The 26,826-nt window shown below is 68.4% G+C and carries 29 protein-coding genes; 6 read left to right on the plus strand and 23 right to left on the minus strand.

The window, feature by feature from the left end; all coding sequences use genetic code 11:
* Window positions 1-63: 63 nt before the first annotated feature.
* The 8 genes from GQ56_RS0112630 to GQ56_RS0112665 form a co-directional block, all read right to left on the minus strand.
* Window positions 64-1,926: a methyl-accepting chemotaxis protein gene (locus tag GQ56_RS0112630; RefSeq protein WP_031399000.1), complete on the minus strand. Its 1,863-nt coding sequence runs from the start codon at window positions 1,924-1,926 to the stop codon at window positions 64-66.
* A gap of 159 nt (window positions 1,927-2,085) precedes the next feature.
* Entirely contained in the window at window positions 2,086-2,745 is a 660-nt protein-coding gene (locus GQ56_RS0112635; protein ID WP_031399001.1) for an OmpA/MotB family protein, read from the minus strand.
* Window positions 2,746-2,784: 39 nt separating this feature from the next.
* Complete coding sequence (locus GQ56_RS0112640; protein ID WP_031399002.1) at window positions 2,785-3,549, minus strand: flagellar motor protein; 765 nt, start codon at window positions 3,547-3,549, stop codon at window positions 2,785-2,787.
* 13 nt (window positions 3,550-3,562) lie between these two features.
* On the minus strand, window positions 3,563-4,807 hold the full coding sequence (locus GQ56_RS0112645) for a Crp/Fnr family transcriptional regulator (protein ID WP_031399003.1): 1,245 nt from the start codon (window positions 4,805-4,807) through the stop codon (window positions 3,563-3,565).
* 281 nt (window positions 4,808-5,088) lie between these two features.
* Window positions 5,089-5,553: a lytic transglycosylase domain-containing protein gene (locus GQ56_RS0112650; RefSeq protein ID WP_031399004.1), complete on the minus strand. Its 465-nt coding sequence runs from the start codon at window positions 5,551-5,553 to the stop codon at window positions 5,089-5,091.
* 53 nt (window positions 5,554-5,606) lie between these two features.
* Window positions 5,607-5,990, minus strand: coding sequence for a hypothetical protein (locus GQ56_RS39325; RefSeq protein ID WP_031399005.1), 384 nt, complete (start codon window positions 5,988-5,990; stop codon window positions 5,607-5,609).
* Window positions 5,991-6,004: 14 nt separating this feature from the next.
* On the minus strand, window positions 6,005-6,397 hold the full coding sequence (locus GQ56_RS0112660; RefSeq protein ID WP_407638587.1) for a hypothetical protein: 393 nt from the start codon (window positions 6,395-6,397) through the stop codon (window positions 6,005-6,007).
* A gap of 191 nt (window positions 6,398-6,588) precedes the next feature.
* Window positions 6,589-7,251, minus strand: a complete 663-nt coding sequence (locus GQ56_RS0112665) for a glutathione S-transferase family protein (protein ID WP_031399007.1) — start codon at window positions 7,249-7,251, stop codon at window positions 6,589-6,591.
* A gap of 289 nt (window positions 7,252-7,540) precedes the next feature.
* Here GQ56_RS0112665 and GQ56_RS0112670 point away from each other — a divergent pair, with 289 nt between their 5' ends.
* A complete protein-coding gene (locus GQ56_RS0112670) occupies window positions 7,541-8,896 on the plus strand; it encodes a polyhydroxyalkanoate depolymerase (protein WP_031399008.1) in 1,356 nt (451 codons plus the stop codon).
* Between the two features lie 122 nt (window positions 8,897-9,018).
* On the opposite strand, the gene GQ56_RS0112675 is transcribed toward GQ56_RS0112670, so the two are convergent.
* The 12 genes from GQ56_RS0112675 to kdpA all read right to left on the minus strand — a co-directional run bounded on the left by GQ56_RS0112675 (window position 9,019) and on the right by kdpA (window position 20,973).
* Window positions 9,019-9,486: a DUF3761 domain-containing protein gene (locus tag GQ56_RS0112675; protein WP_031399009.1), complete on the minus strand. Its 468-nt coding sequence runs from the start codon at window positions 9,484-9,486 to the stop codon at window positions 9,019-9,021.
* Window positions 9,487-9,548: 62 nt separating this feature from the next.
* Entirely contained in the window at window positions 9,549-9,686 is a 138-nt protein-coding gene (locus GQ56_RS46040) for an HHHH-motif protein (protein ID WP_162836102.1), read from the minus strand.
* A gap of 316 nt (window positions 9,687-10,002) precedes the next feature.
* Window positions 10,003-10,437: a cupin domain-containing protein gene (locus GQ56_RS0112685; protein ID WP_031399011.1), complete on the minus strand. Its 435-nt coding sequence runs from the start codon at window positions 10,435-10,437 to the stop codon at window positions 10,003-10,005.
* 93 nt (window positions 10,438-10,530) lie between these two features.
* Window positions 10,531-11,298, minus strand: coding sequence for an ABC transporter ATP-binding protein (locus GQ56_RS0112690; protein WP_031399012.1), 768 nt, complete (start codon window positions 11,296-11,298; stop codon window positions 10,531-10,533).
* Between the two features lie 24 nt (window positions 11,299-11,322).
* Window positions 11,323-12,036: an ABC transporter permease gene (locus tag GQ56_RS0112695; protein WP_031399013.1), complete on the minus strand. Its 714-nt coding sequence runs from the start codon at window positions 12,034-12,036 to the stop codon at window positions 11,323-11,325.
* Window positions 12,033-12,722 (minus strand): ABC transporter permease, encoded by a 690-nt coding sequence (locus GQ56_RS0112700; protein ID WP_031399014.1) that lies wholly within the window; start codon window positions 12,720-12,722, stop codon window positions 12,033-12,035. The genes GQ56_RS0112695 and GQ56_RS0112700 overlap by 4 nt, the downstream gene beginning before the upstream one ends.
* A gap of 175 nt (window positions 12,723-12,897) precedes the next feature.
* On the minus strand, window positions 12,898-13,671 hold the full coding sequence (locus tag GQ56_RS0112705; RefSeq protein ID WP_031399015.1) for an ABC transporter substrate-binding protein: 774 nt from the start codon (window positions 13,669-13,671) through the stop codon (window positions 12,898-12,900).
* 281 nt (window positions 13,672-13,952) lie between these two features.
* Window positions 13,953-14,675, minus strand: coding sequence for a response regulator (locus tag GQ56_RS0112710; RefSeq protein WP_031399016.1), 723 nt, complete (start codon window positions 14,673-14,675; stop codon window positions 13,953-13,955).
* Window positions 14,672-16,372 (minus strand): DUF4118 domain-containing protein, encoded by a 1,701-nt coding sequence (locus tag GQ56_RS0112715; protein WP_031399017.1) that lies wholly within the window; start codon window positions 16,370-16,372, stop codon window positions 14,672-14,674. The genes GQ56_RS0112710 and GQ56_RS0112715 overlap by 4 nt, the downstream gene beginning before the upstream one ends.
* Before the next feature lie 80 nt (window positions 16,373-16,452).
* Entirely contained in the window at window positions 16,453-18,477 is a 2,025-nt protein-coding gene (gene kdpB, locus GQ56_RS0112720; RefSeq protein WP_052001369.1) for a potassium-transporting ATPase subunit KdpB, read from the minus strand.
* 83 nt (window positions 18,478-18,560) lie between these two features.
* Window positions 18,561-19,259, minus strand: coding sequence for a potassium-transporting ATPase subunit KdpC (gene kdpC, locus GQ56_RS0112725; RefSeq protein WP_081894898.1), 699 nt, complete (start codon window positions 19,257-19,259; stop codon window positions 18,561-18,563).
* A gap of 10 nt (window positions 19,260-19,269) precedes the next feature.
* Entirely contained in the window at window positions 19,270-20,973 is a 1,704-nt protein-coding gene (kdpA, locus tag GQ56_RS0112730; RefSeq protein ID WP_031399020.1) for a potassium-transporting ATPase subunit KdpA, read from the minus strand.
* On the opposite strand from kdpA, the gene GQ56_RS44220 reads away from it, so the two are divergent.
* Window positions 20,953-21,144 (plus strand): hypothetical protein, encoded by a 192-nt coding sequence (locus GQ56_RS44220; RefSeq protein ID WP_152601743.1) that lies wholly within the window; start codon window positions 20,953-20,955, stop codon window positions 21,142-21,144. The genes kdpA and GQ56_RS44220 overlap by 21 nt on opposite strands.
* Here GQ56_RS44220 and kdpF read toward each other — a convergent pair.
* Window positions 21,114-21,443, minus strand: coding sequence for a K(+)-transporting ATPase subunit F (gene kdpF / locus GQ56_RS46225; RefSeq protein WP_200877987.1), 330 nt, complete (start codon window positions 21,441-21,443; stop codon window positions 21,114-21,116). The two genes, GQ56_RS44220 and kdpF, sit on opposite strands and share 31 nt — an antisense overlap.
* Before the next feature lie 89 nt (window positions 21,444-21,532).
* Between kdpF and GQ56_RS0112745 the strand changes: the two genes are divergently transcribed.
* The 4 genes from GQ56_RS0112745 to GQ56_RS0112760 all read left to right on the plus strand — a co-directional run bounded on the left by GQ56_RS0112745 (window position 21,533) and on the right by GQ56_RS0112760 (window position 24,768).
* Window positions 21,533-21,847, plus strand: coding sequence for a hypothetical protein (locus GQ56_RS0112745; protein WP_075122933.1), 315 nt, complete (start codon window positions 21,533-21,535; stop codon window positions 21,845-21,847).
* A gap of 178 nt (window positions 21,848-22,025) precedes the next feature.
* Window positions 22,026-23,153, plus strand: coding sequence for a porin (locus GQ56_RS0112750; protein WP_031399022.1), 1,128 nt, complete (start codon window positions 22,026-22,028; stop codon window positions 23,151-23,153).
* 182 nt (window positions 23,154-23,335) lie between these two features.
* Window positions 23,336-24,031 carry a histidine utilization repressor gene (gene hutC / locus GQ56_RS0112755; protein ID WP_031399023.1) on the plus strand — a complete coding sequence of 232 codons (696 nt, stop codon included), beginning with the start codon at window positions 23,336-23,338 and terminating at the stop codon, window positions 24,029-24,031.
* Window positions 24,032-24,414: 383 nt separating this feature from the next.
* Window positions 24,415-24,768 (plus strand): hypothetical protein, encoded by a 354-nt coding sequence (locus tag GQ56_RS0112760; protein WP_031399024.1) that lies wholly within the window; start codon window positions 24,415-24,417, stop codon window positions 24,766-24,768.
* A 37-nt stretch (window positions 24,769-24,805) separates the two neighbouring features.
* Here the strand turns inward: GQ56_RS0112760 and GQ56_RS0112765 are convergent, their stop codons facing one another.
* Together GQ56_RS0112765 and GQ56_RS0112775 are read right to left on the minus strand one after the other, a co-directional pair.
* Window positions 24,806-25,636, minus strand: a complete 831-nt coding sequence (locus GQ56_RS0112765; protein ID WP_031399025.1) for an alpha/beta fold hydrolase — start codon at window positions 25,634-25,636, stop codon at window positions 24,806-24,808.
* 105 nt (window positions 25,637-25,741) lie between these two features.
* On the minus strand, window positions 25,742-26,659 hold the full coding sequence (locus tag GQ56_RS0112775) for a LysR family transcriptional regulator (protein ID WP_031399026.1): 918 nt from the start codon (window positions 26,657-26,659) through the stop codon (window positions 25,742-25,744).
* Window positions 26,660-26,826 lie beyond the last annotated feature (167 nt).

Genomic DNA, 26,826 nt, shown 5'->3' on the forward strand with positions numbered 1-26,826 from the left:
GCTGCCGCGAATCCACGGCAGCCGCCCCTCAGAAACGCGACATTCTAAAACGCAAACCGGACTTCATTCATCCACCTTGAAAGCCGACACCAGCCGGGTCAGCTCCGCCGCCTGCTGCTTCAGGCTCGCCGCCGCCGCCGCGCTTTCCTCCACCAGCGCCGCGTTCTGCTGCGTCATCTGGTCGAGCGACTGCACCGCGTCGCCGATCTGGTCGATGCCGGCGCTCTGCTCCAGGCTCGCCTCGGCAATCTCGCTCATCATCGCGCTCACCCCCTGCACCTGCGACACGACATCGCTCATCACCTTGCCCGCATCGCTGACCAGCCGCGACCCGGCGCTCACCGTGCCCGCGCTGTGCTCGATCAGCGCCTTGATCTCCTTCGCCGCCTGCGCGCTGCGCTGCGCCAGATTCCGCACTTCCGACGCGACCACCGCGAACCCGCGCCCCTGCTCGCCGGCCCGCGCCGCCTCGACGGCGGCGTTCAGCGCGAGAATGTTCGTCTGGAACGAGATGCTGTCGATCATCACGATGATCTCGGAGATCCGCTGCGACGCGTCGCTGATCTCGCGCATCGTGCTCACGACCTCGCCCACCACCTGCCCGCCGCGCGCCGCCGTATCCGATGCGCCGTTGATCATCCGCGCGGCCGTCGTCGCCGTCTCCGTGTTGTTCCGCACCACGGCCGTGATCTCTTCCATCGACGAAGCCGTCCGTTCCAGGTTGCTCGACTGCCCTTCGGTACGCTCGCTGAGATCCGCGTTCCCCGACGCGATCTGCGCCGAACCGGTCGCGATCGACGCGGAAGCCGTGCGAATCCGGTGGACCAGCGTCGACAGCGACGACACGAACCGGTTGAACGCATCCGACAGTTGCCCGATCTCGTCCTGGCTCTCGACCGTCATCCGGCGCGTGAGGTCGCCCTGGCCGCTGGCGATCTCCGACAGCAGCGTCGCCGCCCGGCGGATCGGCGCGGCGATCGCGCGCCCGACCAGCCAGATCACGAGCAGCGCGACGCCGAGCCCCGCCACCGCCGCGACCAGCGCCGCGCTGCGGATCGCGCGCGTCACGGGCCCGAGCAGTTCCGCCTGCGGCACCTCGACGACGACGTACGCGTTCAGCTCCGGAATGAACGACGTGGCGATGAAGCGCGCGCCGCCGTCGCCGTCGTAGCTCAGGTACGCATACGGCTTGCCGGCCAGCAGCGTCGACGACGCGTCGCCGGGCAGCCCCTGCTGGTCCTTCAGGAAGTGCTTGCCGTCGATCAGCGACGAATCGCGATGCATCATGATCGCGCCGTCGGGGCGCACGAGATACGCGAACCCGGTCTCGCCGATCCGGTACGACGCGATGCCCTTCGCGAGCGCATCGACGGACAGGCTCATGCAGGCCGCGCCGATCGGCGCGCCGTCGAGCTCGATGCGGCTGTTGATGAACATCATGTAGCCGCCGACCGTCACCTCGCGGTCCATGTTCACGTCGAACGCCTTGCCCGACGCCAGGAAGCCGGTCAGCCAGCGGTCCTGGTCGGTCACCTTCCGCTGCAGGCCGGCTTCGTTGTAGTAGTTGCCGCTCTTCACGGACACCCACTGCACCGACGCGGCCTTCTGCTCGTCCTTCACGTTCTTCGCGAGCTGGATCCAGTTGCGCGTGCCGGCGTCGGGTTCGCCGTCGGCTTCCCATTGCAGCAGGAACGCGTCGCGCGCGAGGATGCGCGACGCGGCGATCGGCCCGGCCATCTGCCGCTGCACGTCGGCGCGGATGCCGTTCAAGGCCGTCGGCAGTTCCTCGCGCACGACGCGATCGCGCACGGCGTTGCCGATCAGGCGAAGGCTGAGCCCGCTCGAAATCGCGACGAACACGAGCAGGCAGCTCGTCATGCTGAAAATCAGCTTGTTCTGAATGGAAAGCTTGCGCCAGAAATGCATGGGGAACCCTCGATAACCGCTCGGTCTGAGCCAGTTTGGGTTATCGGCAGGCAGGCGCGGAACCGCATCGCTGATTTCAGATGTCGATCATGCGGGATTTGTTATGTTGTTGTCAGGTGGGCCGATGCGGCCGGTCGCGCCCGGTCGCGCGCACGCCGGTCAGTATGCGACGAAGATCGTCACGCGCCGGTTCCTCGCGCGCGCCGCCGCATCGTCGCCCGTCACGAGCGGCTGCGTATCGGCCCGCCCGATCGCCGCGAGCCGGTGCGGCGCCACGCCGCGCTCGGTCAGGTAGCGCACGACGCTCCCGGCGCGCGCCGACGACAGCTCCCAGTTCGATTCGTATTTCGCGTTCGCGATCGGCACGCTGTCCGTGTGCCCCTCGACGAGGATGTCGCCGGTCGCGTGATCGCCCAGCGCCTGCGCGATCCGGTCCAGCACCGGCGCGGCATCGGGCAGCAGCCGCGCGTCGCCGACATTGAACAGGATCTTCGCGTCGATGCCGATCTCGACGCCGTGCGGCGCCTTCACGAGCGATATCCGGCCATCCGTCTTCAGCGTATCGAGCAGCGCGAGCCACGCCGGCGCGCGCCCGGGCGGGGCGGCGTCCGCCGCGCCGCCGGCATGCCGCGCGAGCGTCTGGTAGCGCGCATCGAGCGCGTTGTACTTCGCCAGCTGGAGCACGTACAGCGCCAGGAACAGCACCATCAGCGTCGTGATGAGGTCCGCGTACGAAATCAGCCAGCGGCCGGATTGCGCGCCTTCGGGTTCGTCGTGGTCGCGATCGGCGGCCGAGGCGCCGTCAGTTCGAGCAGTCATGCGGTCGGTGATCCAGGTTCGTCCTGCGGCACGCGCCCATCATGCGAGCGACTCGGCCGCGCGGCCGCGCACGTCGCCGGTCAGGCGCGTTTCGATCGTATGCGGCGATTCCTTGCGCGAAATCGCCAGCAATCCGTCGAGATACAGCTTGCGAAACCGCAGCTCGCTGTCGATCTGCGCGCGCAGCTTGCCGTACAGCGGCAGGAACACGAGGTTCGCCAGCGCCAGCCCGTACAGCGTCGCGATGAACGCGACCGCGATGCCCGGCCCGAGCTGCGCCGGTTCGAGCATGTGGCTCGTCACCTGCACGAGCCCGAGCACCGAGCCGAGGATGCCGAACGTCGGCGCATAGCCGCCTGCCTGCTGCCACACGCGCGCGGCGGCCAGGCGGCTGCGCTCGTACGCGTCGAGTTCGCGCTGCAGCGCATCCTCGAGCACGGCGGTCGACACGCCGTTCGCCAGCAGTTCGAGCCCGCGGCGCGCGAACGGATGGATGCCGCTCACATCCATCGACTCGAATGCGAGCAGCCCGTTCAGCTTGGCGCGGTCGCCCCATTCGAGCAGGTCGGACAGGTTCTGGCGATCGACCTCGCGCGCCCGCACGAACGCGAGCCGCAACTGCTTCACCGCGTCGAGGAAACGCGCCCACGTGTTCTGGATCATCACGGCGCCGAGCGTGCCGCCAAGCACGATGACGAGCGCCTCGAACTGGAACAGCATCGGGAAATGCCCGCCTTCCAGCGCGAAACCGAACACGATCGCCGCACCGCCAAGCACCACACCGGCCAGGGTCAAGAGGTCCATGCGTGCGCTCCCGTCATGCGTCCGTTGCCGAAGCGACAGGCGCGGCGCCCGCCGCGGGCGCTTTCGCCGCGCGCACGGCATCCAGCACGCGCTGCTCGATGTCCTCGACCTCGAGCGGGTCGAGCTTGAGTTCGCGGCGCATCACCCACGACACCTCGTTGCGCCGCGCCTCGGTCATCACCGAGAACAGCTTGTCGGCCACCGCGCGATCGTCGAGGCTCGCGATCAGCTTCGCGAGATCGTACGTATCGAACGCGCTGACGACGTCGAACAGCGTGCGCGAGTCGACCCGCACGAGATCCTCCAGCGCGCGCACGTCGCCGCCGCGGCGCGGATTGCGCCGCGAGAAATACGCCACGCCCTTTTGCTCGACGTAGCTGAGCACCTTCGACTTGCGGAACGCGAACACCTCGTCCGCGATCTCGCCGTTCGACAGCTTGCTGAGCAACAGCGTCTTCTCGACGCCGATCAACGATTCGAGATCGACCAGCTCGATCAGCTCGAGTTCGCTGTTGATCGACAGGTCGAGATCGTGATCGGCCACCTGCTGCGCGCGATCGATCACGCGTGCGGCGTCGAAGGTCACGACCTGGCGCGCATCGGACGACGCCGCATGGTCGATCGTCCCGCCGGCATGGTCCGCCTGCGCGGCCTCGATCGTGACGAGATTGAGCTTCTCCATGCGTCGCAGCATCGCGAGCACGTGCGGCCGCGAATGGCCGGCGATCGCGCGGCACTTGCGGATCACGTCGGCAAGCGGCACCGAGGTTTCGGCCGCATGCACCTGCATCGGCCGGCGCGCCCACGTGTCGCCGCCCTCGCGCGCGTCGGCGCCCGCCATCAGCGCCAGCACGTGCGCATACGACAGCACGCCCGGCATGAAGTCGGCATGCGTATAGGTCGCGAGCTGGTCGTCCTTGCGCTTCACGCGGCGGATCAGCGTCCGCACGATATGACGCAGCAGCGCCGACACGCGCTCGATTTCATCATCGAGCATGGCGGTCGGCACGACCGTAAGCTGACAGAATGAAAGCGCCTTCGCCGTATGGGCGCGCGGCTCGGCCGCGAGCAACGCGGATTCGCCGAAGAACTCGCCACGGCCGAGCGTCGCGACGACGACACGCTTGTCGTCGCATCGCGTGGACAGCTCGACCTTGCCGTCCGTGATCAGAAAGATGACGGGCTCGCCCGCAAAACCCTCGGAGTAAATGATTTCTCCGGGCGCCGCCGTACGCGTCCACGATTGCTGACGATTCAAATCGATTCCCCTGCTGCGCTGACTTTCTTGTCCGGCGGCGCCGCGCTTCATGCGCGATCATCGCCGCCGTACCCCGTGTCCCCGTTTACGACACGCGACACGGGGTTCTTTAACGTCGGCGCCGGTCGCCGGCGCGGCATCGGTTACGAATCGTTTGCGCGAGCATCCCGGCGCGATGCGTCCGGAAATGCGGCAGACAGCCGCACGTGCCGCGGCGCGCGCCGGCCGGCCGCACGCCGGGCTCCGGGCCTGCACCGCACCCGGCCGCCAATACGCAACGCTCATTCATGCAGGCCCCACGACACGAGCACCGCGTGGATGTTGCGCGCGTATTCGTCCCGCAAGCGCGGCGTTTCCGAGTGATACGCACCGATCGCCTGCCAGGTGTTCCCGTAGCGGACCATCTTGCGCTTCAGCATCCACGCCGCGACGTAGATGTTCACGCACGCGTCCTTCAGTGCGCCCGGCGGCACACCGTAGCGGCGCAGTTCGCCGAAGTGCACCGAGTTGATCTGGGTCTGGCCGACGTCGATGCTGCCGTCCGCGTTGCGGTGCACGGCCGCGGGATTGCCCTTCGATTCGTACCAGGCGATCGCGCGCAGGATCTGCGGGTTGACGCCCTGATAGCCGGCCGCGCGTTCGAAACAGGCGCCGTCGGGCACCGCGTCGTCCGCCCGCGCCGGCGCGACGTACAGCGCACCCAGCAGCATCGCGGCCCCCAGCCACGACAGGGCGGCCGATCGCATCGGGAACAAGCGGGGGCGGCGCGGCGCGCATCCGCCGCATCGATCGTGCCGCTTCATTGCGTCATCGCCAGCGCAGCGGCGCCGGCGCCTGTCGGACGCGATTCACGCGCGCCTTTCGCCAGCGCGTCGTCGAGCTTCCTGTCCTCGGCCGCGAGCACCGCACGCGACGCCTCGGTCACGACGAGATGCACCTGAAACTCCGGCGCCTTCTTCGCGGGCGGCGCGTGGCGCGAGCGCCTCGCGTGGCGCCCGCCCGCCGGTGCGCTCGCCTGCGCTTCGTCGTCGCCGCCCGCCCCCGGCGGCAGCGACGCGTACGGCGGCAGCGGCGGAAACACCTGGTTGGACGCGGCCGGGGCGGACGATGTTGCGTCGCCGGGCGGCGCCGCGAACGCGGCGCCGCACACGAGCATGGCCGTACAGATCGACAGTCGTAGCATCGCGGGATCTCCTGTTACCGGGTCTGGGTCGGTTCGACCTGCACGCTGTACGGCCGGCAACTCCCGGCCGCAACGTTCTCGACACGCACCGATGCGGCGCGCGGCGTCGCGATGCCGCGCCGGAGCGACTGGTTCAGGTAGCCGAAATCCTGCGGCAGCGCAGCCACGCGGATCGTCATCGGCTGCGACTGCTTCGACGCCAGCGCGCCGACTTTCGCCAGCATCGCGGTCAGTTGGGGATCGCGTGCGCCGAGCGCATCGGCGGGTATGACGAAATCGACGAGCGGCGTCGACGCGGAAGACGCGTCGTCGCGCGCATTCGCGTCCTGACCTCCGGAGCGGAGTTGGGCGCAGCCGGCCGACATGACCAACGCAGCGGCACAGACAAGCATGACGAACGGTTTCACGTATTTCTCTAGCGGTCAGTGGACCTGCGTTATCGGCAGCGCGCGGACGATGTTTACCCCGATCGCGCGTGAAGCCCGCCGCGCGGGATCGCGCGGCGGGCTTCGATTCCTCTGATTTAAGCGCGGCGTGATCAGACGCCATTCATCCGATCGTTGCACGCATGCCGCGTGTGCCGCGCGCGATCCGGCGCTCAGAACTCCATGTCGAGTTCGTCGATGTCCTCATGCTCCGCTTTCGCCGCGTCGATCCACTCCGCCACGAACGGTTGCGCGAGCACCTGCATGCAGTACTCGGCGATATCGGGCTCCAGCTTCACGTCGTAGGTCAGGAAGCGCGTGACGACGGGCGCGTACATCGCGTCGGCGATGCCGATCTCCGCGCCGAACAGCCAGGGGCCGCCGTATGCGGCCAGGCACTCGCGCCAGATCGTCACGATCCGCTGGATGTCGTGCTGCGCGCGCGACCAGATCCGGAAGCCGGGGAAATGCGCGCGCAGGTTCATCGGCAACGCGGATCGCAGCGCGCTGAAGCCGGAATGCATTTCGCCGCAGATCGACCGGCAATGCGCGCGGGCGTGCCGGTCCTCCGGCAACAGCCGCGCCTGCGGCCGGATTTCGTTCAGGTATTCGGCGATCGCGAGCGTATCCCACACCGCGTTGCCGTCGTGCGTCAGACACGGCACGAGGATCGACGGCGACAGCAGCAGCAACTCCGCGCGCGACGCCGCATCGATCGGCACGCTGACCGTCTCGAACGGCAGCCCGCTCAGCTTCGCGAGCAGCCAGCCGCGCATCGACCACGACGAGTAATTGCGGCTGCTGATGGTCAGCGTCGTCTGTCCGGTGGATTCCATGTCGCTCCCCTGTCCAATGCCGTTCGTGCCCCTGCACCGAAAACGGACGCCGCGAGGTGCCGCCCGCACCACGCCGGTGCCGCGCATTCGCCGAACTGGCGCAGCCGCGCACGCCGTCGCGGCCCGGGTTGCCCGCCGCAACGGCGCGGCGACGCACCGCGTGCGATTGCCGCTTCTCGCGCGCCGCCTGCACCGCCGCGCTCCCGAACCGCGTGCAACGCGCGTGCCAGACGCGCGCTGGCACATGGCTTGCCTCGTTCAATCCAACGCGGCACAACGAGCGACGGTCATGAATCTGCTTGCCTACCCGTTCTATCAATGGTCTGCCGAATGCACGCGCCCGGCGCGCGCATGGGCCGCCGCCGCACGCGCGACGATGTCGCTGTGGCCGCCCGCCACCGCGACGCCGGGCGGCCGCATGCTCGACGCGCTGTGCGAGCTGCTCGAATGCTGCGCGTTCTCGCATCGGCGGCCGCCGTTCGGCATCGCGTCGATCGACGTCGACGGCGAAACGGTGCCGATCGTCGAGGAAGCCGCCGCGGCCACGCCGTTCGGCACGCTGCTGCATTTCCGCAAGGCGCGGCCGGTCGCGCGCCAGCCGCGCGTGCTGATCGTCGCGCCGATGTCCGGGCATTTCGCGACGCTGTTGCGCGGCACCGTGCACACGATGCTCGCCGACCACGACGTGTACATCACCGACTGGCACAACCCGCGCGACATTCCGCTGACGGCCGGACGGTTCGGTTTCGACGAATACGTCGCGCACGTGATCGACTTCATCCGCCAGATCGGCCCGGACGCGCATGTGCTCGCGATCTGCCAGCCGACCGTCGCCGCGCTCGCGGCGGTCGCGCTGATGGCGGCCGGCGGCGATCCGGCGCAGCCCGCGAGCCTGACGCTGATGGCCGGCCCGATCGACTGCCGCGTGAATCCGACCAAGGTCAACGCGCTCGCCACGAGCCAGCCGATCGAATGGTTCGCGCGCAACCTGATCAGCGTCGTGCCGGCCGGCTTCGTCGGTGCGCAGCGGTGCGTGTATCCGGGATTCGTGCAGGTGGGCGCGTTCATGTCGATGAACCCCGACCGGCACGCGGCGTCGTTCGCCGACCTGTACTACCAGCGCGCGAAAGGCGATCCGGCGAAAGCCGATACGCTGCGGCACTTCTACGACGAGTATTTCGCGACGGCGGATCTCACCGCGGAGTTCTATCTGGAGACGGTCGAGAAGGTGTTCCAGCAATACGCGCTCGCCCGCGGCGAGCTGACGGTCGGCGACCGGCTCGTCGAACCGGCGGCGATTCATCGCACCGCGCTGCTGACGATCGAAGGCGAGAAGGACGATATCTGCGCGGTGGGCCAGACGGTGGCCGCGCAGGAGCTGTGTTCGGGGTTGCCACCGTATCTGAAGACGCACCATGTGCAGACGGGGGCCGGCCACTACGGCGTATTCAACGGCAGCCGCTGGGAAACGCAGATCTATCCGATCGTGCGCGCGACGATCCACGACAACGAGCCGTACGACCGCACCGCGGGCGCGGAAGGCGATGCGGACGGCTCGCACTACGTCACGCTGCGCGCGCTGCTCGATGCGCGCGCGACAACGCACGCCGCGACGACCGATGCGCCATCGCACCATGCCGGGTGAACCGGCGCGGCGCGGCAATCGCCGGCGCGAAAAATAAAACGCCCCGCCGTGCTGGCGGGGCGCGCGTTCAGGCAGCGTGCCGGCAACGCGCGAGGCGGCGGCCTCGCGCGTCGGGGCCCGTCTTACGAACAGGCCTTGCCGTGCGACGCGTGGAAGCCCTTCGCCTTCGCGTCCGCTTCCGACATGTAGCTGCCGTGCTTGGTCTTGCCGTAGTACTTGTCGGTCGGGCAGTGATAGACCTTGGTGCTGTCGTTGACCCACACCTTGCCCGGGCCGCCGCCGGGCGCGGCGGCTGCCGTCGTCGCAGCGGCGCTCTTCGCGGGCGCGGTGCCGGATGCGGCGGCAGCCGAAGCCGCCGCGGCGGGCGCTGCCGCCGGCGCGCTGGCCGCGGCGGCGGCCGACGCGCCGTACCAGGTCTTCACGCCCTTGTGGCCGGCGCACGCGCCCTTCTTCGACGCGCCCGAGTAGAACGAGCCGTCCTTGCACAGGCCGGTCGTGCCGGTCGGCGCGCTGGCCGGAACCTGCGCGAACGCACCGATCGACATGCCCATGCCGGCGACGAGCGCGGCGATCAACATCGTTTTTTTCATGGTCCTCTCCTGATTTGCCTGGAACATTCATGCGCCCCGGTCATCGCCGGGAACAGCCGGGGTTATCGCACCCAGTGGCAAACGCGATGGTGGTGATGATCGAAATGGCACACACGGTGCGGATGGGCTTCGGCCAGTGCCGGAACGAGAACCACGCAGGCAAGTGCGGTGGCGGTGAGGATCTTCGCGATGCGGTTCATGAAACTCTCCCGAGTAGGTCGGCCGGAGATCCGGCCGGTACCTACTTAACGCCGACGGTCGACAAGCCGTGCACCGCGCCCGCGCACAATTGACGATCTTTGACATCGCCTCGCCCGCCGGCGGCCGAACCTGACGAATGCCTTTCTTTCATCCGGATCTTCGGCTTCGCAGCGGTTCGGAATTCGAAAGAATGTGTCCGACCGGAACGCGGCGTGTCGCGCCGGCGCCGCACGCGACAGCGTCCCGCCGCGCAGGATCGGCGCGGCGGCCACCCTGATGCAGCCGTTCGCAAGTGCCCGCCCGGAACCCGGGCGGCTACGCGCCCGCGCTTTCCCACGGCGTGGGCGGCGGCACGGCGCACGGCCCTTCGACGTCGATGGATTTGAAATCGGCGGGCCCGACGATCTCCAGATACTCCATGTCCGGCGAGTAGTCGAACAGGTAGTGGACGATCCCCGGCGCCTGGTGCACGCAGTCGCCGGCGGCCACCAGCGTTTCCTGGTCGCCGTACATGAAGCGCGCCCAGCCCTTCAGCATGATCACGATGTGGAACTCGGCCTCGTGGCGGTGCCAGCCGGTGCCCGCTACCGGTGCATGATTCGCCCTGACGAGCTGCGCGACGACCTTGCCGTTCGTCGCGGCCGCGATGCCGAGATCGCGGTACAGGAAGAAGTCGCGCAGCCCTTCGCCGCGAAACGCGGTGTCCTGGGGCTTCACGTGGGAAAAGGCGGTGGTGGTCGGCGTGCTCATCGTGGTGCTCCTTCGTCGCGAGGATCACGCGTGACAAGCATTTAGCGTTCCAGTTCGCGACGTCGCGGGCGATGCGCGACGCCGCCGGTGCGTCTACTTCAGCCGGCCCGACAGGAACTGCCCGAGCCGTTCGCTCTTCGGATTCACGAGAATCTCCTGCGGATTGCCTTCCTCCTCGATCTTCCCCTGGTGCAGGAAGATCACGTGATTCGACACGTTGCGCGCGAAGCCCATCTCGTGCGTGACGACGACCATCGTGCGGCCTTCCTCGGCGAGCTTCTGCATCACCTTCAGCACTTCGCCCACCAGCTCCGGGTCGAGCGCCGACGTCGGCTCGTCGAACAGCATCACTTCCGGCTCCATCGCCAGCGCGCGCGCGATCGCGACGCGCTGCTGCTGGCCGCCCGACAGGTGCGACGGATACATGCCTTCCACGCGCGGCGCGAGCCCCACCTTCTCCAGGTACTTGCGCGCCCGCGCGATCGCCTCTTCCTTGCCGACCCCGAGCACGGCCATCGGCGCCTCGATCACGTTCTCGAGCACCGTCATGTGCGCCCACAGGTTGAAGTGCTGGAACACCATCGACAGCTTCGTGCGCATCCGCTGCAACTGCTTCTGGTCGGCCACGCGCAGCGCCCCGCTACGGTCGCGGGTGGTCTGGATCGGCTCGCTGCCGATCGTGATCTGCCCCGAGCACGGCTGCTCGAGGAAGTTGATGCAGCGCAGGAACGTGCTCTTGCCGGAGCCGCTCGAACCGATGATGCTGATCACGTCGCCGGCCTTCGCCTTCATCGACACGCCCTTCAACACCTCGTTGTCGCCGAACTTCTTGTGCAGGTTGTCAACGGTGAGCTTGTACATGCTGGATCCTTCGTTGCGAATGCATTAATGACCGCGCGGCGCGAGGTACGCGAGCCAGCGCGTCTCGAGCTTGCGGAACGCCCAGATGAGCGTGAACACGACGGCGGCGTACAGGACGGCCGCGATGCCGTAGGCCTGGAACGACATGTAGGTAGCCGAATTGACGTCGCGCGTGACCTTCAGGATGTCGGGCACGGTGGCCGTGAACGCGAGCGTCGTCGCGTGCAGCATCAGGATCACTTCGTTGCTGTAGCTCGGCAGCGAGCGGCGCAGCGCCGACGGCAGGACGATCCGCGTATAGAGCTTGAAGCGCGACATCCCGTACGCGAGCCCGGCCTCGATCTCGCCGGCCGACGTCGCCTTGATCGCGCCCGCGAAGATCTCGGTCGCATACGCGCATTCGTTCAGCACGAACGCGAGCAGCGTGCAGTTCATCGCGTTGCGGAAGAACGTGTCGAGCAGCACGTGATCGTGCACGACCTGCAGGCTGTAGATCCCGGTGTAGCACATCAGCAGCTGCACGTAGAGCGGCGTGCCGCGGAACACGTACGTGTAGAGCCAGACCGGGCCCGAGATCCAGCGGTTCGACGACGCGCGCGCGATCGCGAGCGGCACGGCGAGCGCGAAGCCCAGCACGATCGACACGACCAGCAGCCACAGCGTGATCGCGAGGCCGCTGAAGCGGTAGCCGTCGGTATAAAGATAGCTTTGCCAGTACTGGCTGACGATTTCGATCACAGTGCGAGCCTCCGGACACCGACGGAATAGCGCTTCTCGAGGTGGTGCAGCACGACGTTGGACACCGTCGTGATCGCGAGGTAGATCGCGCCCGCGGCCAGCGTGAAGAAGAAGAAATCGAGCGTGCTCTTGCCGGCGTCCTGCGACGCCTTGACGACGTCGGCGAGGCCGATGATCGACACGAGCGCGGTGGCCTTCACGAGCACCTGCCAGTTGTTGCCGATGCCGGGCAGCGCGAAGCGCATCATCTGCGGGAACAGGATGCGGCGAAACACGCGCCAGCCGCCCATCCCGTATGCGAAGCCCGCCTCGAGCTGGCCGCGCGGCACCGCGAGGAACGCGCCGCGGAACGTCTCGGTGAAGTACGCGCCGTAGATGAAGCCGAGCGTCACGACGCCGGCCACGAACGGGTCGATGTCGATCTGGTCCCAGCCGACGAGGTCGGTGGCCTGGTTCAGCAGGATCTGGATCCCGTAGAACAGCAGCAGCATCAGCACGAGGTCGGGCACCGCGCGGATCAGCGTCGTATAGAAGGTGCCGACCGACCGGAGCACGCGGTGAGTCGACAGTTTCGCCGCCGCGCCGGCGAGCCCCAGCACGAGCGACGCGGCAAGCGACAGCACCGCGAGCTTCACGGTCTCGACCGTGCCGGCCCACAGCAGCGGGCCAAATCCTTGGAAGATCATATGAGGGGTCCAGAACGGGGTGGCTGGATTGTCAATAGCCATTAACCGCGCATCAAACGATATCTGCGCACTACTTGATGCGGCCTGCTCATCAAGCCGGACGCAACCCGCGAGGCGGGCGGCGCCCGGCGACGGACGCGGCGCGCGCCGCAGCCGACGCGCGCCGCGGGGAGGGTCAGCCGCCGTAGACGTCGAACGCGAAGTACTTCTTCTCGAGCTTCCGGTACGTGCCGTCCTTGATGAGGTCGGCGATCGCGTGGTCGATCTTCGCCTTCAGGTCGGCGTCTTCCTTGCGCAGGCCGATGCCCGCGCCGTTGCCGAGCGTCTTCGGATCGTCGATGTCGCCGCCGGCGAATGCGAAGTTCGCGCCGCGCGGCGTCTTCAGGAAGCCGATGTCGGCCTGCACCGCGTCCTGCAGCGTCGCGTCGAGGCGGCCGGACATCAGGTCCTGGTACACGCCGTCCTGGTTCTGGTACGGCACGACCTGCACGCCCTTCGGCGCCCAGTTCACCTTCGCGTAGGTTTCCTGAATGGTGCCCTGCTCGACGCCGACCGACTTGCCCTTCAGCGATTCGGCGGTCGGCTGCAGGTTGGCGCCCTTCTTCACGACGAGGCGCGTCGGCGTGTTGAACAGCTTGTCGGAGAATGCGATCTGCTCGGCGCGCGCCGGCGTCATCGACATCGACGACAGCACGCCGTCGAACTTCTTCGCCTTCAGCGCGGGGATCATCCCGTCGAAGTCGTTCTCGACCCACACGCATTTCGCCTTCAGGCGGGCGCAGATCTCGTTGCCGAGATCGACGTCGAAACCGACGACCTTGCCGCTTGCGTCCTTCGATTCGAACGGCGGATAGCTGGCGTCGACGCCGAACCGGATCGTCGACCAATCCTTGGCGTGGGCACCGACCGCGATGCAGGCAAGGGCAATACTGAGCGCGAGTTTCTTCATGGCATTCCTGTCAGAGGCGAGCTGGGCAAGCGTTCCCGTCGGGCAACCCCGCCGTGAATCTTCCAACCCGGATATCGCGCCATCCGCGACATCCCAAGTTGTACATACAACTTTGCCCGCGCAGGGACATCGCCAGCAATCCGTGTTTATCACTAATTGCCGGACGATTATGGCCATGGGCCGGGAATATCCTTTAATTTCAATTAATTACTATTTACACAACGCTGAACGCCTGCTTTCCGTACGCATACGAATGCGGCCGCGCGACGGGGCAAACCTGTCTAGACTTCCCGGGCCGCGCCGGCCGCTTCCAGCCCGACCAGCCGGTAGCCGAACTGCAGCTCCGTCAGCAGGTGCCGCGGGCGCGCCGGCACCGGTTCGAGCTTCTGCCGCAGGTTCGTCATGTACACGCGCACGTAGTGCGCGCGATCCGCGTCGTGAATGCCCCACACCTCGGCCAGCAACTGCCGCGCGGCGATCACGCCGCCGCGCGCGCGGATCAGCGCGGCGAGCAGCCGGAATTCCAGGCGCGTCAGGTGGATCGGCGCGCCGCCGCGCACGACCTCGTGCCGCCCGAGATCGACGGTCACGTCGCCGAACCGCACGACCGACGACGATTGCCCGTCGGTCGACACGAACGCCGCGCGCCGCAGTTGCGCACGCGCGCGCGCCAGCAGCTCGGGCACGCCGAACGGCTTCGGCAGGTAATCGTCCGCGCCCGCGTCGAGCGCCGCGACCTTCTCCACCTCCTGCTGGCGCGCGGACAGCACGATCACGGGCACCGTCGACCACTCGCGCAGCTCGCGGATGAACGACTTGCCGTCGTCGTCCGGCAGCCCGAGATCGACGATCACGAGATCGGGCTTGCTGCTCGACGCATACATCCGGGCCTCGCGGGCCGTGGACGCCTCGCAGGTGTCGAGCCCCTCCTGTTCCAGCGCCATCCGGACGAACCGGCGGATATCCGCCTCGTCCTCGACGATAAGTACGCGCGATCTGATCATGTCCGGCTCTCGTGTTCGATATCGGGCGGCGCGCCCAGTGGCAGGCGAATCTCGAACCGCGCGCCGTGCGGATCGAGCGGCACGGCGCGGATCGAGCCGCCGTGCGCGTTGACGATGCTGCGGCACAGCGCGAGCCCGAGCCCCACGCCGCTGATCGACGATTCCTTGCGCTCGCGCTCGAACGGCTCGAACAGCGGCTCGGTGTTGCGCGCGACGAAGCCGGGCCCGTCGTCCTCGACGAACACGTACAGCGTTTCGCCGAACACGCGCGCGCGCACCGACACGGCCGCGTCCGCGCCCGCGTATTTCGCGGCATTGTCGAGCAGGTTCATCAGCACGCGCTCGATCAGCAGCGCGTCGACGTCGATCAGCGGCAGGTCGGGCGGCAGGTCGGCGCTCACGTCGCGGCCGGCCAGCACGCCGGCCGAATGCGCGAGCGCGCTGCCGACGATCTCGTCGAGCATGTGCCACTCGCGATTGAGCCGGACGCCCTCGCTCTGCATCCGCGCGAGGTCGAGCAGGTTCACGACGAGCCCGTGCAGCGCCTCGGCCTGGTTGCGGATGCCGTGCGCGAGCGCCGCCGGCTGCCCGTCCGCGAGGCGCTCGGGCCGCTCCAGCGTCTCGGCGAGCCCGCGGATCGCGGTGAGCGGCGTCTTCAGGTCGTGCGACACGGCGGCGAGCAGCGCGTTGCGCAACCGCTCGCCCTCGATCCGGACCAGCGTGTGCTGCGCGACCTCGACGTAGTGCACGCGTTCGAGCGCCATCGCGATCGACGAGCACAGCGCGTCGATCAGGCGGCGATCGTCGGGGTCCGTCGGCACCGGCTGCGCGTCGCCGAACAGGACGAGCACGCCGCGCACGCGCATCGGCGCCTTCAGCGGCAGGTACTGCGCCGCCGCGCGCTCGAACGGCGGCAGCCCGCACCCGGCGCCGCGCGCCTGCTCGTACGCCCAGCGCGCGGCCGACGGATCGACGAACCACGCGCCAGGCGCGGGCGCCAGCCGGTCGTCCGCATCGGGCAGCACGAGCGCGACGCGCACGCCGAGCAGCGGCGCGATCGTACCGGTGCAGATCGACGCGATCTGCTCGGTCTCGATCGCGGCCGACAGGTCGTGCGCGACGCGCGCGAGCGCCGCCGAGCGTTTCTCGTTCGCGCGCGCGGCACGCGCCTCCGCGCGCAGCCGCGCCGCGAGCTGGCCGATCGCGAGCGCGACGGCCAGCATCAGCGCGAACGTGAACACATACTGCGTATCGGACACCGCGAACGACAGCCGCGGCTCGACGAAGAAGAAGTCGAAGCAGCCGACGCAGACGAACGCGGCCCACGCGCCGGCCAGCCGGCCGAGCCGCAGCGCGATCAGCACGACGGTCATCAGGAACAGCATCACGACGTTCGACAGATCGAACACGCGCAGCAGCGCGCTCGCCGCGAGCGTCGCCAGCGCGCACACGAGCGTGGCCAGCAGCAGCGGCACCGCGTATTGCGACAGCCACACGCGCGTGCGCGGGCGCGCCTCGCGCACGGCCAGCGCCGGCCGCGTGTCCGGCCCCGCGCCCGCGATGCGGTCGGCCATCGCCGCGCACGCGCGCAGCGCGGTCCGCCAGCGGTCGCGGCGCGCGCCGGCCCCATCGCGGCGGGCGGCGGTGTCCCGCCGGCCCGATGCCCGTCGATTCGCTTCGTTCACGTTCACATCCATGATCGCTTCCGGCAATTGAAACGCCGAACGGCCCCGCGCGCGCCACGAGGGCGCGCGCGGGGCCGCGACGGCGCGTTCGGTCAGATAAACGGCGTCAACAGCATGTCGATCAGCTTGATCCCGATGAACGGCGCGACGATCCCGCCCACGCCGTAGATCAACAGGTTGCGCCCCAGCAGCTTCTCGGCCGGCTCGGCACGATACTTCACGCCCTTCAGCGCCAGCGGGATCAGCGCGACGATGATCAGCGCATTGAAGATCACCGCCGACAGGATCGCCGACGTCGGGCTGTGCAGCCCCATCACGTTCAGCGCGCCGAGCGCCGGGTAGGTCGCGACGAAGGCGGCCGGGATGATCGCGAAATACTTCGCGAGATCGTTGGCGACGCTGAAGGTGGTCAGCGCGCCGCGCGTCATGATCATCTGCTTGCCGACCTCGACCACCTGCATCAGCTTCGTCGGGTTGCTGTCGAGGTCGACCATGTTGGCCGCCTCCTTCGCCGCCTGCGTGCCGCTGTGCATCGCGACGGCCACGTCGGCCTGCGCGAGCGCCGGCGCGTCGTTGGTGCCGTCGCCCGTCATCGCGACGAGATGACCCAGCGCCTGGTGCTCGCGGATCAGCCGCAGCTTGTCCTCGGGCGTCGCTTCGGCGAGGTAGTCGTCGACGCCGGCTTCCGCCGCGATCGCGGCCGCGGTGAGCCGGTTGTCGCCGGTGATCATCACGGTCTTCACGCCGACCTTGCGCAGCTCGGCGAAGCGCGCGGCGATCCCGTGCTTGACGATGTCCTTCAGCTCGATCGCGCCGAGCACGCGGGCGCCGTCGGCCACGACGAGCGGCGTGCCGCCGCGCCGCGCGATCTCGTTGACGGCCGTCTCGACCGCCTGCGGAAACGCGCCGCCGAGCGCATCGACGTGCGCCCGGATCGCCGAGGCCGCGCCCTTGCGCACCTGCCGCTCGCCGATGTCGAGGCCGCTCATCCGCGTGCGCGCGCTGAACGGCACGGCTACGCCGCCGTCGATCGACGCGCCGCCCAGCGAGAAACGCTGCTTCGCGAGCGCGACGATCGAACGGCCCTCGGGCGTCTCGTCGGCCAGCGACGACAGTTGCGCGGCCTCGGCCAGCACGCGCTCGTCCACGCCCGGCGCCGGCCGGAACTGCACGGCCTCGCGGTTGCCGAGCGTAATCGTACCGGTCTTGTCGAGCAACAGCACGTCGACGTCGCCGGCCGCCTCGATCGCGCGGCCCGAGGTCGCGAGCACGTTCGCGCGCATCATGCGGCTCATCCCCGCGATGCCGATCGCCGACAGCAGCGCGCCGATCGTCGTCGGGATCAGGCACACGAGCAGCGCGATCAGCACGGTGAGGCTCACGGCCGAACCCGACGCGTTCAGCAGCACGCTGAACTGCGAGAACGGCAGCAGCGTCACGCACACGAGCAGGAAGATGATGGTCAGCGCAACCAGCAGGATCGTCAGCGCGATCTCGTTCGGCGTCTTGCCGCGCTTCGCGCCTTCGACCATCGCGATCATCCGGTCGAGGAACGCCTCGCCCGGCTGCGCGGTGATCTTCACGACGATCCAGTCCGACAGCACGCGCGTGCCGCCCGTCACCGACGAGAAATCGCCGCCCGACTCGCGGATCACCGGCGCGGATTCGCCGGTGATCGCCGATTCGTCGACCGACGCGACGCCGTCGATCACCTCGCCGTCGGCGGGAATCGTGTCGCCGGCCTCGACCAGCACGATGCTGCCGGCCACGAGTTCGTCGCTCGGCACGCGATGGCTGGTGCTGCCGTACTGTTTCGGCTCGTCGAGCACCTTCGCGTACACGCGCTTGCGCGCCGCGCGCAGCGCGTCGGCCTGCGCCTTGCCGCGCCCCTCGGCCAGCGCCTCGGCCGCGTTCGCGAACAGCACGGTGAACCACAGCCAGCAGGCAACCGCGAAGATGAAGCCGGCCGGCGCGTCGGCGGCGCCGGTCAGCGCCTGCAGCCACAGCACGGTCGTGACGATGCTGCCGAGATAGACGACGAACATCACCGGGTTCTTCAACTGCACCTGCGGCGCGAGCTTGCGGAACGCCTCGCGCAGCACGGCCGTCCACCGCATCGGCGGCACGCCGCCGACCGGCAGGGCCGTCGGGTTGATCGGGGTTTCGATATGGGACATGAGTGACTCCGTGGTTCCTGCCGTTACCGCGCGCCGGCCGTCTGGCCGAACGCGCGATCGAGCGCGAGATTCAGGTCGAGCACGCGCACGCGCGGCTCGCCGAGCACGCCGAGCTGGCGCGGCGCGGCGATCCGGTCGACCAGCGCCGCGACCTTCCCGGCCTCGACGCCGCGCGCCCGCGCGACCCGCGCCGCCTGCAGCCGCGCGTTCGCGACCGAGATCTCCGGATCGAGCCCCGACGCGGACGCGGTGACGGCATCCGCCGGCACCGGCGTGCCGTCGGCCAGCGCGTTCTCCTGCCGGTACGCGCGCACGCGCCCGGCGATATCGGCGAGCAGCTTCTTGCTGGTCGCCCCCTGGTTGCTCGCGCCGCTGCCCGCCGCGTTGTACGGCTGATCGACCGTCTTCGACGGATCGGCCGGATCGGTGCCGGTCGTCGCGCTCGGCCGCGCATGGAAATAGCCGGCGTGCGTGAAGAGTTGCCCGATCACCGCCGAGCCGACGGTCTTGCCGTTGCGCTCGACGAGACTGCCGCGCGCCTGCGACGGGAACAGCAGGTTCGCGACGCCCGTGGTGGCCAGCGGATACGCGAGGCCCGTGACGAGCATGAACAGCACCGACGATGCGATCACGGGCCGCACGAGGCCGCGCGTCGCCGCGCCGAACGAGGAACCGGGTGCCGGCGCGGCGACGGCCGCGGCCTGGCGATTGCGTTCAATCATGATGTTTCCCTCAGAACAGTTGGCCGCCCGACATCAGCAGGTGCTCGACGACCGGGCCGAGCGCGAGCGCGGGCAGGAACGTGAGGCCGCCGACGACCAGGATCACGAAGATCAGCAGGCCGGCGAACAGGCCCGTCGACGTCGACAGCGTGCCCGCGCTTTCCGGCACGCGCTTCTTCGCGGCGAGGCTGCCCGCCACGGCGAGCATCGGCAGCAGCGTCAGGTAGCGGCCGATCAGCATCGCGAAGCCGATCGTCGTGTTGAAGAACGGCGTGTTCGCGTTGAGGCCCGCGAACGCGGAACCGTTGTTGGCCGTGCCCGACGTGTACGCATACAGCACTTCGCTGAAGCCGTGCGGACCGAGGTTCGCGAGACTGTCCATCGTCGAGTGCAGCATCGACGCCAGCGCGGTGAAGCCGAGGATGCTGAACGGATGGGCGAGCACCGCGAGCATCACGAGCTTCATCTCGCGCGCCTCGATCTTCTTGCCGAGGAATTCCGGCGTGCGCCCGATCATCATCCCGACCAGGAACACCGCGAGGATCGCGAACGTGAACAGGTTGATCAACCCGACGCCGTCGCCGCCGAACACGTTGTTCAGCATCATCTGCGCGATCGGCACGAGTCCGCCGAGCGGCGTCAGCGAATCGTGCATCGCGTCGACCGACCCGGTGGTCGCGGCCGTCGTGACGGTGGCGAACAGGCTCGTCTGCGCGATGCCGAAGCGCATCTCCTTGCCTTCCATGTTGCCGCCCGGCTGCACGGCGCTCATCTGCTGGTCGACGCCGAGGCCGGACAGGAGCGGGTTGCCGTGCTGCTCCGCCGAATAGATCACGGCCAGGAAGCCGACGAACATCACGACGAACGCGCCGAGGATCACCCAGCCCTGGCGGCGCCGGCCGATCATCGTGCCGAGCGTATAGGTCAGCGCGGACGGAATCAGCAGCATCGACAGCATGTGCAGCGTGTTGGTGAGCGGCGTCGGGTTTTCGAACGGATGCGCGGCGTTCATGCTGAAGAACCCGCCGCCGTTCGTCCCGATATGCTTGATCGATTCGAGACTCGCGACCGGCCCCATCACGATCTGCTGGCGCGCGCCTTCGAGCGTGGTCGCCCATGCATCGGACGCGAGCGTCTGCGGCATGCCCTGCCACACGTACACGAGCGCCATCGCGAAGCTGAGCGGCAGCAGCACGCGATAGGTCACGCGCGTGAAATCGACCCAGTAGTTGCCGATGTCGGCCGCGCTCTTGCGGCTCAGCCCGCGGATGAAGCCGCCCGCGGCCGCGACGCCGGTGGCCGCGCTGACCACCATCAGGAACGTGATGACGGCCATCTGCGAGAAGTTCGACAGGCTGCTTTCGCCCGCGTACGCCTGCCAGTTGGTGTTCGTGATGAACGACGCGGCCGTGTTGAACGCGAGATCCGGGCTTTGCGCGGCACGCTGCAGCGCATCGAACGGCAGCGCGTCCTGGATGCGCAGCAGCAGGTAGCCGAGCAGCATCATCCCGGCATTGCTGAGCAGCAGCACCATGCCGTAGCGCTGCCACGACATCGCTTCGTCGGGATTCACGCCGAGCAGCGCGTAGGTGCGGCGTTCGACCCACGCATGGCGCGGGCTCGTGAAGGCGTGCGCGAGCCATTTCCCGACGACGGGCACCAGCGCCAGCATGATCGCGAGGACGATCGCGAATTGAATGAGATTATTGAACATGTCGACACCCGCTCAGATCCGGTCGAGGCCGGCGATGAAACCGGCCGTCAAGGCAAAGAACGCGAGCGTGAACAGAATGAAAAGCAGATCGCTCATGACACTCACCGATATTTTTTTGAATTCCCGTTGAATCGCGCCGATCAATACCGCTCGGGCTTGATCAACGCATGAAACAGATAGGCGAAGAGCGCGAGCGATAACGCGCCGGTGATCCACAACATGGCTTTCCCCTTTATTCGTATGCGCGGCAGTGCCGCGCGATCGTCGGCGCATCGGGGCCTTGCCGCGTCGGCACGGCCCCGGATGACGCCCCCCGTGCACATCTGGCGAACGGGCTGCGACAGTGTAGAAATCCGCGTATCAAAGCGGTGTTCAATTTCTTTACGGGGAATAAAAAAGCTGTAAAGACGCAAGCCGGACCGGACGGCGTTTTTATGCGTTCTTTTCAAACGATCGGCGAGTCTATACACCGTATCGTTATCGCAATTCCTAGAATGGCGGCATGTTCCAAGACGAGATCTCCGCGGTGCGGAGCACGATGCGACCCGGGGATGCCAGCATGAAACCGACCAGAACCGAATCCGCCGCTTCACGCGATCTGCCGCCCGTTCGTTCGCGACGCCGGCACGGCGCCGACGAGCTCGTGCTGCTGTCGATCCACGTGGAATCGGACAATCTCGCCGTCGTGCGGCGCCGGCTGCACCAGGCCGTCGGCGCGGCGCTCAATTTCTATACGGCCGCGATCGACAGCCGCACCGGGCGCGCCTGCATCGAGCTCGAGGTCGCGCGGTCGCAGGCGTCGCCGGCGATCCTGTCGATCCTCCGCCTGCTGCCGGCCGCCGAGTTCGGCACGATCCGCCTGCTCCAGCACTAGCCGGCATCCGCCGCCGCGGCGCGCGCGACACGCGCCGCGCGGCCATCCCCCTTTCATCGATCCGAACGCGCGCGGCCGGCGCGAACGGGTGCGGTTCCTCGCGAGCCGCGCCCGTTCGCGCCGACGCGCGACGGATCGTCGTTCCCGTCGCTACGGGCCTTTCCAGGAAGCACACACAATGAAAAAAGCAGTCGTCGGTACCCTCTCCCTCGCGTTCTTCGGCGCCGCCGCGCATGCGCAAAGCAGCGTCACGCTCTACGGGATGCTCGACGCGGGTATCGCCTATACGAACAACCAGTCGGGCAAGAGCCTGTGGCAGCAAGGCAGCGGCCTGCTGTCGAACACGGTCTTCGGCCTGAGCGGCAACGAGGATCTCGGCGGCGGCCTGCATGCGCTGTTCCGCCTCGAAAACGGCTTCAACCTGAACAACGGCACGCAGTCCTACCGGAACACGATGTTCGGCCGCCGCGCCTACGTCGGCCTGCAGAGCGACCGCTACGGCGCGCTCACGCTCGGCCGGCAATACGACGCCGTGGTCGACTACCTCGGCCCGCTCGCGATGGCGAACAACGGCGACGGCAACAACCTCGCGTCGCATCCGTTCGACAACGACAACATCGACGATTCGTTCTACATCGACAACGCGGTGAAGTACACGAGCCCGACGCTCGCCGGCTGGCAGTTCGGCGGCCTGTACGGGTTCAGCAACGCGGCCGGCGGCTTCGCGACCAACCGCGCGTACAGCGCGGGCGTGTCGTACGCGAACGGGCCGGTCAACCTCGGTGCCGCGTACCTGCAGCTCAATCGCGGCGGGCTGACGGCCGGCGGCGCGCTGTCGACCAACGACGGGGCGAACTTCCCGGCCGTACGCCAGCGCGTGATGGGCGCGGGCGGCAGCTATGCGTTCGACCGGCTGACGGTCGGCGCGCTGTGGACGCATTCGATGTTCGACGAAACGGCCGCCTCGTCGCTGCCCGGTGCGCTGAACGCGCTGCGTTTCGACAACTACGAGGTCAACGCGCGCTACACGCTGACGCCGGCCGTCTCGTTCTCGGGCGCCTACACGTTCACCAACGGGCGCTACGACGACGCAACCGGCAGCCACCGGCCGAAATGGCACCAGGTGACGCTGATGGCCGACTACGCGCTGAGCAAGCGCACCGACGTGTATACGGAAGCCGTGTACCAGCATCAATTCGGCGTGCCGTCGGGCGCGACGCTCGGGTTCGCGAACGTCACGGGGCTCGCCGCTTCGTCGACCAACACGCAGGTGGTCGCGACGGTCGGCATCCGGCATCGCTTCTGAGCGCGCGCGGATCGTCACGGGCCGGCCGCTCTGTGCAACCCCGCATGGACGCGGGCCGGCCGAACGGGGATCATGCGGGGAATCCGGGCCCGTGCGCCCGCGAAACCGGTACACTCGGCGCCGGGCGCGCACCGGATCGGCATTCGGCGGCGGGCCGCCGCCGACTCTGGAACCGTGACCCCATGACCACACCGATCTATCAGGAAATCAAGGACTTCATCCTCGCGCGCATTCATGCCGGCGAGTGGGCGGAAGGCGACCAGGTGCCGTCGGAGAACGAACTCGCGCGCGAATTCAACGTCGCGCGCATGACCGTCAACCGCGCGCTGCGCGAGCTGACCGCCGAGCAGGTGCTCACGCGCACGCGCGGCTCGGGCACGTATGTCGCGTCGCCGAAGTACGAATCGACGCTCGTCGCGATCCGCAGCATCTCCGACGAAGTCGCCGCGCGCGGCCACGGCTATCGCGCGCAGGTGCTGCAGGTCGGCGCGGCCGTCGCCGATGCGAAGCTCGCCGACGAACTGCGGATCGACAACGGCAGCCCGATCTTTCATTCGCGCGTGCTGCACTTCGAGAACGACACGCCCGTGCAGCTCGAGGAACGCTGGGTCAATCCGGCATGCGCGCCCGAATACGCGCTGCAGGATTTCACGGCGACGACGCCGAACCAGTACCTGACGCGCGTCGCGCCGCTGCAGCGCGTCGAATACCGTATCGAGGCCGCGCTGCCCGATACCGAGACGCGCCGCCATCTGACGATGGACGACCGCGAGCCCTGCCTGCTGCTGCATCGGCGCACGTGGTCGCAAGGCATGGTCGCGTCGGTCGCCAATCTCTGGCACCCGGGCAGCCGTTACCGGTTCACCGGGCATTTCTGATGCCGGCGCGCGCCTCGCGCGCGGCCGCTCCTGTCGCTCGATCGCGCTGACGGCCCGCGTCAAGCCGTCCTCCTGCGCGATACGCGCGCCGGGTCCGATTGCGTGCGCCCGCGTCTCGCCACGGTCGGTCCATGCGATGGCCCGCGGCAGCGCCGGGCGCGGCGCGCCCGGATCACGCGCTGGATTCGCCGGATTCGCCGGTTACGGCACGGCAAGCGCCGCCCCCCGGTTTTTGCGGCAAACATACGCACCGGATGCCAAATTCCCCGCGCAGCAGTATGCTGATGTCGTACGGCTGCGCACGGTGCGTCGGGCGACCCCGTCGTTCGCACGTTCTCGCGCCGCCGTCGCGACCGCAATCATGCGTTGCAAGGAGGGTTGTGATGGCTACCACGCATCAGCACTTCCACCTCGAACTGCGGCACGCCACCGTGCCGACCTACTTCATCAGCTACCTGTTTCCCGCCTTGCTGTTCGTCTACGAACTGCTGCGCGTCGGCCAGTGGATCCGCGATCACGGGATGCAATTCGCCGCGTTCAAGCAGATGGGTTACGAGTACCTGCTGATGCTGCTGTTCGTCGGGCTGCAGATCGTCGTCGAGGCGATCTTCCTGCTCGGCGCCGCGATGCGCCGCGACAATCGCGATTTCGAGCACCGGCTGCCGAACGTGATCCTCGGCATCGGCTGCTCGATCGCGCTGCTCGCGATCGACCTCGCGATCCAGCTCGCGTTCTGACGGCCGGCGGGCGCACGCCCGCCGGTTGCAGGGGCGCTCACGCGAGCGCGTCGCGCAGCAACGCCGCCACGGCGGCCAGTACGTCGTCCGTGCGCTCGCGGTGCGGCATGTGCCCGCACGCGCCGAGCAGCAGGTACGACGCCGGCCCCGCGACGCGCGCGGCGATCCGCTTCGGATGCACGTCGGACCCGTATTCGTCGTCTTCGCCGTGAATCGCGAGCGTCGCGCATCGCACGCGCGGCAGGTCGTCGTCGAGGCTCCAGCCGGCAAACGCCGGCGACAGCCACGTGTCGACCCACGCGCGCAGCACCCATTCGGCCTTGTCGCCGTGATAGCGCGCGAGCCGGTCGAGCTGGCCCGGTTCGTCGAACTGCCGCTGCGCGTCGCGAATGCCGGCCAGCGTGCGATCCTCGGCGAACGCCTGCGCGGCGACCGTCACGAGCGCCCGGCAACGCTCCGGATGCGCGGCGGCGCAGCCCACCGCCATCCCGCCGCCGACGCTGTGGCCAAACGCGACGAACGCGTCGACGCCGAGTGCGTCGAGCAGCGTCGCGAACGCCTGACCGGCCTCGTCGCGCACGAACGTCGCGGCGAGCGCGCCGGGATGACGATCCGAGCGGCCGAAGCCGAGGCGGTCGTACGCGATCACGTCGCGCTGCGCGGCACGCGCGAGCAGTTCGGGAAAGTCGCGCCATAATTCGACACAGCCGAGCGAATCGTGCAGCAGCACGATCGGTGCGGCCGGTTCAGGCGCGGCTTGCTCAGGCGCCCCCGCCTCCCCCTGCGCGGGACGCACGCGCCAGCGTTTCGCAAAGAGGCGCCCTTGCGGCGTCTCGACGGTCGTCTCCTCGGTCACGATATCGGTCATCTGTCTGTCGTCTGCATGAAAACGGCCGCACCCGGGCGGCGGCGCAGCCCGCATGGTGTCCCGCGCCCGCGCGCGGCGTCAAGCAAGCCCCCACCGCCCGCGCGCTCATTCGGGCTGCGGCGGCAGGTACTCCATCTGCGCTTCGTCGTACAGCCGGTAGATCAGCGCCTGCATCGCGCGAATGTCCTCCGATTCGTCGAGCATCCGCATGCTCATGATGATCGGCGACACGAGGTTCGGATCGTCGAGCGGCTTGTAGCTGATGTCGTCGCGCTTGAGCCCGTACACGCTGTGCGGCACGACCGACACGCCCTCGCCCATCGCGACGAGGCCGAGCGCGATCTGCAGCTCGCGCGTCTCGTAGATCCGCCGCGGCTGCAGCGCGCGATCGTGAAAGGCCGCGAGCACCTGGTCGGCATAGCTCGGGCGCGGCGCCTGCGGAAAGATGATCAGCGTGTCGTTCACGAGATCGTGCAGCGACAGCACCGGCTTCGCGCTGTCGAGCGCATGGCCGACCGGCAGCGCGACGATCATCCGCTCCTCGCGCAGCACGACGCGCCGCACGCTCGGATCCTCGTGGCGGATGCGCCCGAACCCGACGTCGATGCGCCCTTCCTTCAGCGCCCGGATCTGGTCCATCGTCGACATCTCGTGCAGGCTCAGCTCGACGGCCGGATACTCGCCGCGAAAACGCCGGATGATCTTCGGCAGCATCCCGTACAGCGTCGAGCCGACGAAGCCGACCGACATGCTGCGCTCGATCTTGCCGACCCGCTTCGTCATCGATTCGAGCTCGGTGGCCTGCGCGAGCAGCTGCACCGCGTGCGAATAGAAGAAACGCCCCGCGTCGGTCAGCTTCAGCGGCCGCGCGGTGCGCTCGAACAGCGGCACGCCGAGCGCTTCCTCGAGCTGCTGGATCTGCCGGCTCAGCGGCGGCTGCGCGATATGCAACCGTTCCGCCGCCCGCGTGAAATTCCGCTCCTCGGCAACCGCGACGAAGTAGCGGAGGTGTCTCAACTCCATTCTCAAACCCTCCCGGACAGCGGGCCCGGCGCGCAACCGCGGCCGGATGATGCCGTCACGATACCGCAGGCGGCGCAGGCCGCGCCGCGCGGCCCCGCGCCGCCCAAAGCAAAACGGGAAGCCCGCGGGCTTCCCGTTGCCTCATCGGCGCCGCCGCGCGGCGGCGT

The sequence above is a fragment of the Burkholderia paludis genome (assembly GCF_000732615.1).
GTDB lineage: Bacteria > Pseudomonadota > Gammaproteobacteria > Burkholderiales > Burkholderiaceae > Burkholderia > Burkholderia paludis.

Excerpts from the sequence above, each read along its gene's own strand:
- GQ56_RS0112630 (WP_031399000.1), bottom strand. The coding sequence starts at position 1,926 with ATGCATTTCTGGCGCAAGCTTTCCATTCAGAACAAGCTGATTTTCAGC.
- hutC (WP_031399023.1), top strand. The coding sequence starts at position 23,336 with ATGACCACACCGATCTATCAGGAAATCAAGGACTTCATCCTCGCGCGC.
- GQ56_RS0112635 (WP_031399001.1), bottom strand. The coding sequence starts at position 2,745 with ATGACTGCTCGAACTGACGGCGCCTCGGCCGCCGATCGCGACCACGAC.
- GQ56_RS0112690 (WP_031399012.1), bottom strand. The coding sequence starts at position 11,298 with ATGTACAAGCTCACCGTTGACAACCTGCACAAGAAGTTCGGCGACAAC.
- GQ56_RS0112705 (WP_031399015.1), bottom strand. The coding sequence starts at position 13,671 with ATGAAGAAACTCGCGCTCAGTATTGCCCTTGCCTGCATCGCGGTCGGT.
- GQ56_RS0112650 (WP_031399004.1), bottom strand. The coding sequence starts at position 5,553 with ATGCGATCGGCCGCCCTGTCGTGGCTGGGGGCCGCGATGCTGCTGGGT.
- GQ56_RS0112765 (WP_031399025.1), bottom strand. The coding sequence starts at position 25,636 with ATGACCGATATCGTGACCGAGGAGACGACCGTCGAGACGCCGCAAGGG.
- GQ56_RS0112665 (WP_031399007.1), bottom strand. The coding sequence starts at position 7,251 with ATGGAATCCACCGGACAGACGACGCTGACCATCAGCAGCCGCAATTAC.
- GQ56_RS39325 (WP_031399005.1), bottom strand. The coding sequence starts at position 5,990 with ATGCTACGACTGTCGATCTGTACGGCCATGCTCGTGTGCGGCGCCGCG.
- GQ56_RS0112640 (WP_031399002.1), bottom strand. The coding sequence starts at position 3,549 with ATGGACCTCTTGACCCTGGCCGGTGTGGTGCTTGGCGGTGCGGCGATC.
- GQ56_RS0112745 (WP_075122933.1), top strand. The coding sequence starts at position 21,533 with ATGAAACCGACCAGAACCGAATCCGCCGCTTCACGCGATCTGCCGCCC.
- kdpB (WP_052001369.1), bottom strand. The coding sequence starts at position 18,477 with ATGCGGTGGACGGCCGTGCTGCGCGAGGCGTTCCGCAAGCTCGCGCCG.
- GQ56_RS0112715 (WP_031399017.1), bottom strand. The coding sequence starts at position 16,372 with ATGGATGTGAACGTGAACGAAGCGAATCGACGGGCATCGGGCCGGCGG.
- GQ56_RS0112670 (WP_031399008.1), top strand. The coding sequence starts at position 7,541 with ATGAATCTGCTTGCCTACCCGTTCTATCAATGGTCTGCCGAATGCACG.
- kdpC (WP_081894898.1), bottom strand. The coding sequence starts at position 19,259 with ATGATTGAACGCAATCGCCAGGCCGCGGCCGTCGCCGCGCCGGCACCC.
- GQ56_RS46040 (WP_162836102.1), bottom strand. The coding sequence starts at position 9,686 with ATGAACCGCATCGCGAAGATCCTCACCGCCACCGCACTTGCCTGCGTG.
- GQ56_RS0112675 (WP_031399009.1), bottom strand. The coding sequence starts at position 9,486 with ATGAAAAAAACGATGTTGATCGCCGCGCTCGTCGCCGGCATGGGCATG.
- kdpA (WP_031399020.1), bottom strand. The coding sequence starts at position 20,973 with ATGTTCAATAATCTCATTCAATTCGCGATCGTCCTCGCGATCATGCTG.
- GQ56_RS0112685 (WP_031399011.1), bottom strand. The coding sequence starts at position 10,437 with ATGAGCACGCCGACCACCACCGCCTTTTCCCACGTGAAGCCCCAGGAC.
- GQ56_RS0112700 (WP_031399014.1), bottom strand. The coding sequence starts at position 12,722 with ATGATCTTCCAAGGATTTGGCCCGCTGCTGTGGGCCGGCACGGTCGAG.
- GQ56_RS0112750 (WP_031399022.1), top strand. The coding sequence starts at position 22,026 with ATGAAAAAAGCAGTCGTCGGTACCCTCTCCCTCGCGTTCTTCGGCGCC.
- GQ56_RS0112775 (WP_031399026.1), bottom strand. The coding sequence starts at position 26,659 with ATGGAGTTGAGACACCTCCGCTACTTCGTCGCGGTTGCCGAGGAGCGG.
- GQ56_RS0112710 (WP_031399016.1), bottom strand. The coding sequence starts at position 14,675 with ATGATCAGATCGCGCGTACTTATCGTCGAGGACGAGGCGGATATCCGC.
- GQ56_RS0112760 (WP_031399024.1), top strand. The coding sequence starts at position 24,415 with ATGGCTACCACGCATCAGCACTTCCACCTCGAACTGCGGCACGCCACC.